General features: G+C 65.3%; 13 protein-coding genes. 5 read left to right on the plus strand and 8 right to left on the minus strand.

Translation table 11 applies throughout. The annotated features are described in order from the left end of the window. Positions 1 to 1,364: PQQ-dependent dehydrogenase, methanol/ethanol family (locus B4A72_RS03545; RefSeq protein ID WP_292978099.1), on the minus strand; the 1,364-nt coding region annotated here is incomplete at its 3' end. Positions 1,365 to 1,536: 172 nt separating this feature from the next. Further along, positions 1,537 to 2,370 (minus strand): S-formylglutathione hydrolase, encoded by an 834-nt coding sequence (gene fghA, locus B4A72_RS03550; RefSeq protein ID WP_292951273.1) that lies wholly within the window; start codon positions 2,368 to 2,370, stop codon positions 1,537 to 1,539. Positions 2,371 to 2,633: 263 nt separating this feature from the next. Here fghA and B4A72_RS03555 point away from each other — a divergent pair, with 263 nt between their 5' ends. Continuing rightward, a complete protein-coding gene (locus tag B4A72_RS03555) occupies positions 2,634 to 4,259 on the plus strand; it encodes a hypothetical protein (RefSeq protein ID WP_292978100.1) in 1,626 nt (541 codons plus the stop codon). Here the strand turns inward: B4A72_RS03555 and B4A72_RS03560 are convergent. The 6 genes from B4A72_RS03560 to hrcA all read right to left on the minus strand — a co-directional run bounded on the left by B4A72_RS03560 (position 4,220) and on the right by hrcA (position 9,023). Beyond that, on the minus strand, positions 4,220 to 4,777 hold the full coding sequence (locus tag B4A72_RS03560; protein ID WP_292951280.1) for a GNAT family N-acetyltransferase: 558 nt from the start codon (positions 4,775 to 4,777) through the stop codon (positions 4,220 to 4,222). The genes B4A72_RS03555 and B4A72_RS03560 overlap by 40 nt on opposite strands. Further along, complete coding sequence (locus tag B4A72_RS03565) at positions 4,774 to 5,406, minus strand: ATP-dependent Clp protease proteolytic subunit (protein ID WP_292951283.1); 633 nt, start codon at positions 5,404 to 5,406, stop codon at positions 4,774 to 4,776. The genes B4A72_RS03560 and B4A72_RS03565 overlap by 4 nt, the downstream gene beginning before the upstream one ends. A gap of 80 nt (positions 5,407 to 5,486) precedes the next feature. Further along, positions 5,487 to 6,614, minus strand: coding sequence for an S-(hydroxymethyl)glutathione dehydrogenase/class III alcohol dehydrogenase (locus B4A72_RS03570; protein WP_292978101.1), 1,128 nt, complete (start codon positions 6,612 to 6,614; stop codon positions 5,487 to 5,489). A 100-nt stretch (positions 6,615 to 6,714) separates the two neighbouring features. Next, positions 6,715 to 7,299, minus strand: coding sequence for an S-(hydroxymethyl)glutathione synthase (gfa, locus tag B4A72_RS03575; RefSeq protein WP_292951288.1), 585 nt, complete (start codon positions 7,297 to 7,299; stop codon positions 6,715 to 6,717). A 123-nt stretch (positions 7,300 to 7,422) separates the two neighbouring features. Further along, complete coding sequence (locus B4A72_RS03580) at positions 7,423 to 7,959, minus strand: nucleotide exchange factor GrpE (protein WP_292951291.1); 537 nt, start codon at positions 7,957 to 7,959, stop codon at positions 7,423 to 7,425. Positions 7,960 to 7,967: 8 nt separating this feature from the next. Then, positions 7,968 to 9,023 carry a heat-inducible transcriptional repressor HrcA gene (gene hrcA, locus B4A72_RS03585; RefSeq protein ID WP_292951294.1) on the minus strand — a complete coding sequence of 352 codons (1,056 nt, stop codon included), beginning with the start codon at positions 9,021 to 9,023 and terminating at the stop codon, positions 7,968 to 7,970. A gap of 71 nt (positions 9,024 to 9,094) precedes the next feature. On the opposite strand from hrcA, the gene rph reads away from it, so the two are divergent. The 4 genes from rph (at position 9,095) to B4A72_RS03605 (ending at position 12,073) form a co-directional block, all read left to right on the plus strand. Next, entirely contained in the window at positions 9,095 to 9,808 is a 714-nt protein-coding gene (gene rph / locus B4A72_RS03590) for a ribonuclease PH (RefSeq protein WP_292951297.1), read from the plus strand. Next, positions 9,805 to 10,413: an RdgB/HAM1 family non-canonical purine NTP pyrophosphatase gene (rdgB, locus tag B4A72_RS03595; RefSeq protein ID WP_292951300.1), complete on the plus strand. Its 609-nt coding sequence runs from the start codon at positions 9,805 to 9,807 to the stop codon at positions 10,411 to 10,413. Before rph ends, rdgB begins: the two co-directional genes overlap by 4 nt. 150 nt (positions 10,414 to 10,563) lie before the next feature. After that, positions 10,564 to 11,721, plus strand: coding sequence for a radical SAM family heme chaperone HemW (gene hemW, locus B4A72_RS03600; RefSeq protein WP_292951303.1), 1,158 nt, complete (start codon positions 10,564 to 10,566; stop codon positions 11,719 to 11,721). 1 nt (position 11,722) lies between these two features. Further along, positions 11,723 to 12,073, plus strand: a complete 351-nt coding sequence (locus tag B4A72_RS03605) for a YbaN family protein (RefSeq protein ID WP_292951306.1) — start codon at positions 11,723 to 11,725, stop codon at positions 12,071 to 12,073. Position 12,074 lies beyond the last annotated feature (1 nt).

A 12,074-nucleotide genomic window follows, 5' to 3' on the forward strand; every position in this document is an offset into this window, starting at 1 on the left:
CCGACATAGGGCTGACCGGCGGTATAGGCAACGCGGAACGGTTCGTAATCCATGCAGACGTGGTTGGTCGGCACGTAGAACAGGCCGGTCTCGGGCGAATAGGCAGCCGGCTGCTGGTCCTTGGAGCCCAGGGCCGCCGGGCAGATGCCGGTCGAGTTCACGTCCTCGCCGTTCTGCTCGGTCGAATATTCGGCCACCACCTGCGGGCGCCCATACTGGTCGGATGAAGGATCCATGTTGACCTCGGTCGCCCAGTTGACGGCCGGATCGAATTTCTTGGCCACCAGCAATTCGCCCGTTTCACGATCCAGCGTATAGCCGAACCCGTTGCGGTCGAAATGGGTCAGCAGCTTGCGGTCCTTGCCGTCGAACTGCTGGTCGGTCAGGATCATCTCGTTGACGCCGTCATAGTCCCATTCGTCATGCGGAGTCATCTGGTAGAACCACTTGGCCATGCCGGTATCGGCATCGCGGGCCATGATCGTCATCGACCACTTGTTGTCGCCCGGGCGCTGCGCGGGGTTCCATGTCGAGGGGTTGCCGGTGCCGTAATAGATCAGGTTCAGCTCCGGATCATAGGAATACCAGCCCCAGGTCGAGCCGCCGCCGATCTTCCACTGATCGCCTTCCCAGCTGTTCAGGCTGCTGTCCTTGCCGATCGGCTTGCCCAGTTCCATGGTCTTTTCGGGATCGACCAGCATCTCGTCGTCCGGTCCGGTCGAATAGGCTTTCCAGACTTCCGAACCATCCGACAGGTTATAGGCCGTCACCCGGCCGCGAACGCCGTATTCACCGCCCGAGACGCCGACGATCACCTTGTCCTTGACCGGCAGGACGGTGGCGGTATTGGTCTCGCCGCTGGCCGGATCGCCGGTCTTGACCTTCCACTTCTCTTTGCCGGTCTTTGAATCCAGGGCCACCAGCGTGGTGTCGGCCTGATGCAGCAGGATGGTGCCGTCGGCATAGGCCACGCCGCGGTTCACGGTATCGCAGCACATCACCGCGATCACCTCGGGATCCTGCTGCGGTTCGTAGCGCCACAGGATCTTGCCGTCATTCTTCAGGTCCAGGGCGAAGACGTTGTTCGGGAACGGCGTGTGGACATACATGATGTCGTCCACCACCAGCGGTCCGCCCTCGTGCCCGCGCAGGACACCGGTCGAGAAGGTCCAGGCGACGCGCATGTCGCCGACATTGTCCTTGGTGATCTGGTCCAGCTCGGAATAGCGCGTATTGGCGTAATCGCCGGTCTGGATCGCCCATTGCTTGGAATCGTCGATCCGGCTGGTCAGGTCTTCGTTGGCGAACGCCGCGGTGGCCGTCAGCAGCAGGGCCGCGGCCGCGCGGTTCAGCAAGTGTCTCATCGATTGTTCCTCCGCTCTTGGATCAAGGGCCGCGGAACTGTCCTCCCCCCGCAGCCGTCCATAGAAGACAGTCTTGGATGCAGCCGACCTTGCGTCAATCTGCCGCCATGCCGCTTGCCCCTAAAGTCTGATGGCAAAGCGGCATGGCGTTCGGGAATGTTCGGCAAGGCGATCAGCCCAGCCGATCGGCGTGCCACATGACGTGATCGGCCATGAAGGTCTGCACGAAGAAATAGCTGTGATCATAGCCCGGCTGCATCCGGAACCAGCCCGGCTGGCGACGTGCGATCATGGCCTGGGCCAGGGCCTCGGGTTTCAGCAGATCCAGAAACTGGTCGCTGCTGCCCTGATCGATCAGAACCTCGCCGGGATAGCCCTTCTCGGTCATCAGAACGGTCGAATCGTGGGCACGCCAAGCCGCCTCGTCATCGCCCAGATAGGCCGAGAACTGCTTCCGGCCCCAATCCGAGTTGCTGGGATGGGCGATGGGCGCGAAGGCCGAGACCGAGCCGTAGCGGTCCGGATGCGTCATCGCGATGGTCAGGGCGCCGTGGCCGCCCATCGAATGCCCGGTGATCCCCATCGCCTCGCGGTCGATGGCGAAATTGTCGCCAAGCAAGTCGGGCAGTTCCTCCACGACGTAGTGCCACATCCGGAAATGCGGCTTCCACGGATCCTGGGTGGCGTTCACGTAAAAGCCCGCGCCCTTGCCCAGATCGAAGGCCTCGTCATCGGCCACATCCTCGCCGCGCGGCGAGGTGTCGGGAAAACAGATGGCGATGCCGGCCTCGTCGCACCATTGCTGCGCGGCGGCCTTGGTCATCGCGTTTTCGTGGGTGCAGGTCAGGCCCGAAAGATACCACAGCACCGGAACCCGTCCGAACTGCGCCGCCTCGGGCAGGAAAAGGCCGAAGGTCATGTCGGTCCCGGTGGCTGCCGAACTGTGCCTGTAGACCCCCTGCGTCCCACCGAAGCTGCGGTTTTCTGCTACCGTTTCAAGGCTCATCTGATCCTCCGTGATGTTCGGGATGGCCGCCCGCTTGCAGCGGGACGGCCGCGCCGGCCCATCAAGACCGGAATCCGGCATGCCGACAATGCGAAACGGCGCGGATTGCCACGAAGGGCGCGGGTGGCGCGCCGCGCAAGCCGGCGACGACCTTGCGGCGGGATGCCAACACCACCTATTCTGCCCCGATGACCGCGCATCCGATCGCTTCCGGACGACCAGCCGCCAGCCGACGCCCCGGGCCGGCCATTCTTGCGCTGGCGATGCTGCTGGCGCTGATCACCGGCGCCGCGCCGGTCGCGGCTGCCCCGGCCGAGCCGCTGCTGATCGAATCGCAGGCTTCGCCCGACGGCACAAGGCTGGGCCTGTCATGGTCGGCGCAGGATGGCGCCATGCCGCAGGTCTTTCGCCGCCGGCTGGGCGAGACCGGCATCGAAAGCTGGGCGCCCTACAAGCCCCAAATCGCACTGCCGCAACGGATCCTGGACAGCGGCCTGGAACCCGGACAGGCCTATGAATATCAGATCAGGATCGAGACCGGCCGCAAGACGCTGATCGGGTTCTGGGCCTACGGCACCAAAGTTCCGGTTCAGCCGCAATCGGGGCGCGCGATCGTCGTCGTCGACGAGACGGTCGAAGCCGGGCTGGCCGACCGGCTGGACCGGCTGGTTCTGGACCTGATCGGGGACGGCTGGCGAACCACGCGGCTCAGCGCGCCGCGCGGCGATGACCGGGATTCGGCCGCCAACATGACAAGGGCGATCGCGCTGCGGCAGCGGATCGGCGATGCCCTGGCCTCCGATCCGTTCGCGCCGCAGGCGGTTCTGCTGGTCGGGCACCTGCCGGTCATGCGCAGCGGCTGGATCGCGCCGGACGGCCATGACAAGGCGCCCCAGGCGACGGATCTGTTCTACGTCACCCCGAATGGGTTCTGGCCGCCGGTCACCACGCCCGACGGAAAGCTGGCGCTGGAGCCCTCTGTGATTCCCGGGGGACGGATCGCGGCCCCGATCGGGCGGGTGGACTTTGCCGATATGGCGGCCGAGTTCGGCCCCGAAACCGAGCTTCTGGCCGACTGGCTTGACCGCAACCACCGCTGGCGACAGGGCGATGGCGGCGCGCCGCGCCGCGCCTATGCGAAAAGCCAGTATCTGATGCTGGAGCGGGCCGGCCTTCTCAACATCGTCGGCCCGCCATCGCTGATCGAGGCCGGGCATCACGACCATCAGGGCCGTGGGCCGTTCCTGTTCGGCGTTGATTTCGGCAGCTATCGCGGCAACGATTACTTCAGCAGGCCCCCGGTGGAGGCGGTCTTCACCATCAATTTCGGCAGCGGCAAGCAACAGTTCGACAGGGCCAACAACCCGATGCGGGCCCTGTTGGCGGGATCGGACACGGCGCTGAGCGTTGCCTGGGGCGGGCGGCCCTCGTGGCTGCTGCACGGGATGGCGCTGAACGAGACGATCGGTCAGGCACAGATGCGCACGGTGAACAATGGAAATTACCGGTCCGGCGGTCTTGCCTCGCGCGAATACGGGGTCACCGGGCAATATGACTGGATCAACCCGGTCTGGGTGAACCTGATCGGCGACCCGACGCTGCGGCCCTTTCCGCAGCGCCCGGCGACCGGATTCACCGCCCGCCGCGCGGGCGACGACGTGCGGCTGGGCTGGTCGCTGCCCGATGACGCGGAATCGGCGGTGCTGTACCGGGCCGAACGCCGCGAGGGCCCCTATGACGTGATCGCCGAGGATCTCGGCGGCACCGATTTCACCGACCGGAACGCGCCGCCGGCCGGCTGGTACATGCTGCGCGCCAAGGGGCTGACCCGGGTCAATGCAGGTTCGGTCTATCGGCTGTCGGCAGGCGTCTTCGCGGCGGCGCCCTGATCACCCGCAAGACCCTGGCCGCAAAGATCGTGAAACATCACGTAGGCGTCGACGGGACCAAGCTGCGGATGAATGAAGGCGCCCGGCAGGCGGCCAACGATCTTGAAACCGGATGTCTGCCACAGATGCACCGCGTCCGCGTTCGAGGAGACGACGAAATTGAACTGCATCGCGGCAAATCCGGTCCGTCCGGCCCAGATCTTGGCATTCTCGACCAGGGCTCGGGCGACGCCCCTGCCCCGCGCCGCAGGATCGGTCGCGAACGAGGCATTGGCCACATGCGACCCGCCGGCGGGCCGGTTCGCGCCGACATGGCTGGTGCCCAGGATGCGGCCGCCGATCTCGGCCACGAAGACGGTGAAGGGTGGCGCGAACCAGTCGGCCAAAGCCGCGTCACGGGTGATGTCGCGCGGGATGCAATAGGTCTGGCCCGCACGATAGACCGGCTTCAGGATCGCCCAGATGGCGTCGTCGTCGTCATGGCTGGCGGGGCGGACAATCACCCCGCCGCCGGTCATGACAATTCATCCACGCTGCGGATGACCCTGGCCAGAAGGCCGTAATCCAGCGCCTCTTGCGTGTTCAGCCAGAAGTCGCGGTGGGTGTCCTTCTCGATCCGTTCCAGAGGCTGGCCGGTCGCATCGGCAAAGATCTGGTTCAGCCGGTCGCGCATCAGGCGGACCTGTTCGGCCTGGATCATCATGTCGGACGAGGTGCCGCCGATCCCGCCCGAGGGCTGGTGGATCAGAAAGCGCGTATTGGGAAGGCAGAAGCGGTTTTCCCGGTCCGCGCCGACAAAGATCAGCGCGCCCGCGCTGGCCACCCAGCCCGAACCGATGGTGCGCACCGTCGGGCGGATGAACTTGATCACGTCATGGATCATGTCGCCCGATTCCACATGCCCGCCGGGCGAGGAAATCAACATGTTGATCGGATCGTCGCTGTCTTCGGCCAGCGCCAGCAGATGCGCCACCGTGCGCTGCGCCAGCTTGTCGGTGATCGGTCCTGCGACGATCACCGTGCGCGACTTGAAATAGAGCTTGCCGATCCTGTCGCCTTCGGGCAGGCCCAGCCCGCCTTCCTCCTTGTGGCGGCGGTCGTCCTCTTCGGGTTCGTCGTCGTCATCGTCCAGCCACTGATGCCGCATCGGCCTGCTCCTTGTGTTCTTTCATAGCGACGGCGGGACCGCAGGCCCCGCCGCTTCATTACCTAAGGAGCCATCGAGGATCAGTAAAGCACGACCGAGCGGATGGATTCGCCGTCATGCATCAGATCGAAGCCCTTGTTGATGTCCTCCAGCGGCATCGTGTGGGTGATCATCGGGTCGATCTCGATCTTGCCGTCCATGTACCAGTCCACGATCCTGGGCACATCGGTGCGGCCGCGCGCGCCGCCGAAGGCGGTGCCCTTCCAGACCCGGCCGGTGACCAGCTGGAACGGGCGGGTGCTGATCTCGGCCCCCGCCGGCGCCACGCCGATGATGACCGAGACGCCCCAGCCGCGATGCGTGCATTCCAGCGCGTCGCGCATGACCTTGACGTTGCCGGTCGCGTCGAAACTGTAATCCGCGCCGCCGATCTGGTCGAACGGGGTCTTCGTCATCTCGACGATTTCCTGCACGACGTTCTCGACGTTCTTCGGATTGATGAAATGGGTCATGCCGAACCGCGTCGCCATGTCCTGCCGGTCATCGTTCAGATCGACGCCGATGATCATGTCGGCGCCGGCCAGGCGCAGGCCCTGGATCACGTTCAGGCCGATCCCGCCCAGTCCGAAGACCACCGCCTTGGCGCCGATTTCCACCTTGGCGGTGTTGATGACCGCGCCGATGCCGGTGGTCACGCCGCAGCCGATATAGCAGATCTTGTCGAAGGGCGCGTCGTCGCGGACCTTGGCCACGGCGATTTCCGGCAGGACGGTAAAGTTCGAGAAGGTCGAACAGCCCATGTAGTGATGGATCGGCGTGCCGTCCGGCATCGAGAACCGGCTGGTTCCGTCGGGCATCAGCCCCTGCCCCTGCGTGGCGCGGATCCTGGTGCACAGGTTGGTCTTGCCCGACAGGCAGGACGCGCATTCGCGGCATTCGGGGGTGTAAAGCGGGATCACGTGATCGCCGGGCTTCACGGACTTGACGCCGGGACCGACCTCGACCACCACGCCCGCGCCCTCGTGTCCCAGGATCGCGGGAAACAGCCCCTCGGGGTCGGCGCCCGAACGGGTGAATTCGTCGGTGTGGCAGATTCCGGTCGCCTTGATCTCGACCATCACCTCGCCTTCCTTCGGCCCGTCGAGATTGACCTCCATCACTTCCAGCTTCTTGCCGGCCTCCAGGGCTACGGCGGCACGGGTTTTCATGCTTGATCTCCTGTTCTTCGATCGGGCTTGTCGGTCATGGCCGAGGGGGCCGGTTGTCGCGGCCCCCTGACGGAATGTGTGAAATCGGGCCGTGCCGCCGTCAAGCGGGCAACGCGCCCGACCGTTTCGCGACATGCGTGGCGATGGCGTCCATCAGCGGCGGCGACAGCGCGTCATAGGGTTCCAGCCCCAATTCGCGCAGCCGTGCGCGTATCGCGTCCATGCGCGAGGGATCGACACCCGATTCGATCACGGAACTGACGAAGGCCGCGAATTCAGGCGCTGACCAGCCATCTTCGTCGGACAATTCGGTATGGATGAAATCAAGTCCGTAGAACGGATGGTCCTTGTTCTCGATCCGGCCATACATGTGAACGCCGCATTCGCGGCAGCGATGGCGCTGGATCGCGGCGGATTCGTCCACCACTTCCAGCTTGTCGCCGTTTTCCAGTACCTCGACCGCGTCACGCGACACGACCGCGACCTGACTGAAGGTCGCGCCATCGGGCTTCCAGCACCTGGTGCAGCCGCAGACATGGTTGTGGGCGGTCTGGCCCCCGACCCGGACCTTGACCGGGTTGCTGGCGCAATGGCAGGTCAGCGTTCCGCCGGAAAAGCCGGAACTGCCCTGTTTCACGCCGTGATCGACGTCCGGGTGAATCCTGATCCCGTCGGTATGTGCCATGGTCCCCTCCTCCGATGACCGAATGTTCCACCAGCGTCGCGCGGTCGGGAACATTCGGCAAGTCAGCGGAAGGTTGTAGCGCCAGAGATCGGAAGCAACAGGATCGGCTTGCCGAAACGCGGATCAGCTGGCCGGCGTCGAACTGACCCCGACCTTGGCCGGACGCAGCAGGCGGTCGTGCAGGCGGAATCCGTTGTCCATCACCTGAATGATCTCGCCCGCGCGGGTGCCGGGCACGGCAGCCTCGAACATGGCCTCGTGCCACGTCGGATCGAATTTCTCGCCCTGGGCGGGCCGGATCAGGGTGATGCCATGTTTGGAAAAGACGTTTTCCAGCTCGCGCAGGGTCAGTTCGACCCCCTCGATCAGGGCGGCGGCATTGGATCGCTGCTCCTCGCCGGCCGCATCCAGTGCGCGGGTCAGCGCGTCATGGACCGGCAGCAGGTCGCGCGCCAGGCGCGATCCGCCATATTGTTCGGCGTCGCGACGGTCCTTGTCGGCGCGCTTGCGCGAATTCTCGGCATCGGCCAGCGCGCGCATCCACTTGTCGCGGAATTCGTCACGCTCGGCGTTCAGGCGCGCAATCTCATCGGTCACGGCCGGGTCGGCCAGCGGATCGTCGTCGATCTCGTCGATCGGCTGTTCGTTCTGTTCTTTCATCTTCCAGTTCATCCTTTCCGGCCGGACAGCACCCGCCCGACCAGTTGCGCGGTGTAATCGACGATCGGCACGATACGGCCATAATTCAGCCGCGTCGGCCCGATGACACCCACCGCGCCCACAATCTTACGGTCGGCATTCATATAGGGAGAAACCACCAGAGCGGAACCCGAAAGCGAAAAAAGCTTGTTCTCGGAGCCGATGAAAATGCGCACCCCGTCGCCCTGTTCGGTCAGTTCCAGGAACTCCACGATGTCGCGCTTGCGTTCGAGATCGTCGAACAGCACCCGGATCCGGTCCAGATCGGCGGCCTCGCGGTCCAGCAGGTTCGCCCGGCCACGCACGATCAGGCGGGGATCGGTGGCTTCGCCATCCCACAGCGCCAGCCCCGACCGGACCAGTTCGGCCGCCAGCACGTCCAGTTCGCGCCGCCTTGCGTCGATCTGGCGGGCCATGTGGCTGCGCAATTCGGCCAGCGTGCGGCCCTCGGCCATGGCGTTGAGGAAATTGCCCGCCTCGCGCATGGAGGACGGCGTCTGGCCCGGCGGCGGCGTGAAGATGCGGTTCTCGACATGGCCGTCGGCAAAGACCAGCACCACCAGCGCGCGGTCGGGCGCGAGGCTGACGAATTCGATATGCCGGATCGGCGCCTCGTGTTTTGGCATCAGCACCAGCGAGGCCCCGCGCGTGATCGACGACAGCGCGGTGCTGACCCGATCCAGCAGCAGGCCGGTATCGGGATCGTCATTTCCCAGCGTCTGGTCGATGGCGGCGCGATCGGTGGGGGCGACGGAATCGACCTCCATCATCCCGTCCACGAACAGCCGCAGGCCACGCTGCGAGGGCAACCGCCCGGCCGAGGCGTGGGGGCTGTCAAGAAGACCCATGAATTCCAGATCCTGCATGACATTGCGCACCGTCGCCGCGCTGACCTGTTCGGACAGCGCGCGCGTCAGCGTCCGCGAACCCACCGGCTCTCCGGTTTGCAGATAGGTTTCGACCACGCGGCGGAACACCTCGCGCGAGCGGTCGTTCAATTCGGATAGCAGCGATTCCTGGCTCATATCCCTTGCGGGCTTGCGTGACGGGGCCAACGGGCGTTATGGGGCAGCAATCTTCAGCAAAAGGAAAAATCATGCGCCCTTCAGGCAGGAATCTAAGCCAAATGCGTCCGATTTCAATCGAAACCGGCGTGATGCGGCATGCCGAGGGGTCATGCCTGATCCGTTGCGGCAACACCCATGTCCTGTGCAGCGCCAGCATCGAGGACAATCCGCCGCGTTTCCTGAAGGGAACCGGACTTGGATGGGTGACGGCCGAATACGGGATGCTGCCGCGCGCAACCAATACCCGCAACCGGCGCGAGGCGGCGCAGGGCAAGCAATCGGGCCGGACACAGGAAATCCAGCGCCTGATCGGGCGCAGCCTGCGGGCGGGCGTGGATCGCGTGGCCCTGGGCGAGCGGCAGATCACGCTTGATTGCGATGTGATCCAGGCCGATGGCGGCACCCGCTGCGCCTCGATCACCGGGGCCTGGGTGGCGCTGCGGCTGGCGGCGAACAGGCTGATGCAGGCCGGGGTCGTGACCAGCGATCCGATCCTCGATCACGTCGCCGCCGTCAGTTGCGGAATCTATGCGGGCCAGCCGGTTCTGGATCTGGACTACGCCGAAGACAGCGAGGCGGGCACCGATGGCAATTTCGTGATGACCGGCGGCGGCCGGCTGATCGAGGTGCAGATGTCGGCCGAGGGGGCGACCTTCAGCCGCAATGAAATGACCGGCCTTCTGGACCTGGCGGAAGCGGGAATGGCCGAACTGGTCGCCGCGCAGAAGGCCGCGATCGCATGAGGCGGTTCGACGGCAGGCGCCTGCTGGTTGCCACGCACAACGCCGGCAAGCTGGCCGAGATGCAGGCGCTGCTGGCACCGTTCGGCGTCACCGTCATCGGCGCAGCCGAAGCCGGCCTGTCAGAGCCCGCCGAGACCGAGCAGACCTTCCTGGGCAATGCCCGGATCAAGGCGCGGGCCGCGGTCGCGGCGACCGGCCTGCCCGCGCTGTCGGACGACAGCGGCATCTGCATCGATGCGCTGGATGGCGCGCCCGGCGTCCATACCGCCGACTGGGCCGAAACCGGGCATGGCCGTGATTTCGCGATGGCGATGGAACGGACCTGGCGCGCGCTGGAAGATGCCGGCGCGCCCGAGCCCCGGCAGGCGCAATTCCGCTGCACCCTGGTGCTGATGTGGCCGGACGGGCATGACGCGGTGTTCGAGGGCACTCTGCCGGGCCGGGTGGTCTGGCCGCCACGGGGTGCCGAAGGGCATGGCTACGATCCGATCTTCATGCCGGAGGGGCATGATGTGACATTGGGCGAGATGCAGCCGGCGCTGAAGAACAGCCTCAGCCACAGGGCGCGGGCGGTGGCGAAGATGATCGAGGGTTGCTTTGCATAAAATATCGGTCGGATCATCCTTCCAGGCGGCGTCGGGCTGTCGCCCAGCCTTGGTCAGGGGCGTTTCGGCGGTGTCCGCCGCGACCATGGCGATCGCCTGGCTGATCGGATCGGAAATGAAGGCAGCGGTCACGGTGACCGCGATGCGCGCATGAGCGAGGATTGGCGTGCGGGAGGATTCGGGCTTTATGTGCATTGGCCCTTCTGCGCGGCGAAATGCCCTTATTGCGATTTCAACAGCCATGTCGTGTCGCGGGTGGACCAGGCACGCTGGGCCGACGCGCTGGCGAGCGAAATCGCGCGGCTGGCGGCCGAGACGCCGGGCCGTCATCTGGACAGCATCTTTTTCGGCGGCGGCACGCCATCGCTGATGCGGCCCGACACGGTTGACCGGGTGATCCGGGCGGCGCGTTCCGCCTGGGGTTTCACCAACGCGATCGAGATCACGCTGGAGGCCAATCCGACCAGCGTCGAGAAGGACCGGTTTCGCGGTTTCGCCGAGGCCGGGGTGAACCGGCTTTCGATGGGCGTGCAGGCATTGAACGACCCTGATCTGCGGCGGCTGGGGCGGAGGCATTCCGTTGCCGAGGCTCGGGCGGCGTTTGACGTGGCGCGCGATTGCTTTTCCCGGGTGAGTTTCGATCTGATCTATGCGCGGCAAGGACAGACCCGCGCGGCCTGGCGGGCGGAACTGCGCGAGGCTCTGGCCATGGCCGCGGACCATCTGTCGCTGTATCAGCTGACGGTCGAGCCGGGGACGGCCTTTGGCGCAAGGGCTGCGGCAGGCAAGTTGAAGGATCTTCCAGATGAGGATGTGTCAGCCGACATGTATCTGGAAACACAAGATATTTGTTGCGAGTTCGGGTTTCCGGGCTATGAGATCTCGAACCATGCGCGGCAGGGATCCGAGAGCCGTCACAATCTGATCTATTGGCGGCAAGGCGATTGGGCGGCCGTCGGACCAGGCGCCCATGGCCGGCTCACGCTGGACTGCGGACGGGTGGCGACCGAGGCGGTGATGTCGCCCGGAGGATGGATCGAGGCTGTCGAGACGCATGGAACCGGCGAGTCGCTGCGATCGTTTCTGCCTGCCGATGAACAGGCAACGGAGTATCTGCTGATGTCGATGCGGCTGGCCGAGGGGATGGATGAGGCGCGGTATCACCGCCTGTCGGGCGGTGTCTTGCCCGAAGCCGCCGTCGAAAGCCTGTTCGCGATGGGGATGCTGCGTCGTGAAGGCGGGCGCCTGATCGCCACCGATCAGGGTCGCCCCGTCCTGAACGCGATCTTGCGCGAACTGGCCACCTGAGATGCGACAAATCTGGCTTCTGACCGGCTTTCTGTTCATGGGCCTGGGGATCGTCGGGATCGCCCTGCCGATCATGCCTACGGTGCCCTTCTTGCTGGTCGCCGCCTGGGCCTTTTCCCGAAGCTCGCCGCGATTGCGACAAAAGATCCTCGATCATCCGGCCTATGGGCCGCCCATTCGCGCCTGGCACGAGCGTGGCGCCATCGGCGGGGTCGCGAAGATCTGGGCCGTGGTCGCGATGGCGGGCGGGATCGCCTTGACGTTATGGCTAGCGCTGCCGGTGTGGATCATTGTGGCACAGGCCGCGATCTGCGCCGGAGTTGCAGCTTATATTGTTACCCGTCCGGGATAAA

Origin of the sequence: Paracoccus sp. UBA5162 (genome assembly GCF_002413585.1) — a bacterium.
Classification (GTDB): Bacteria; Pseudomonadota; Alphaproteobacteria; order Rhodobacterales; family Rhodobacteraceae; genus Paracoccus.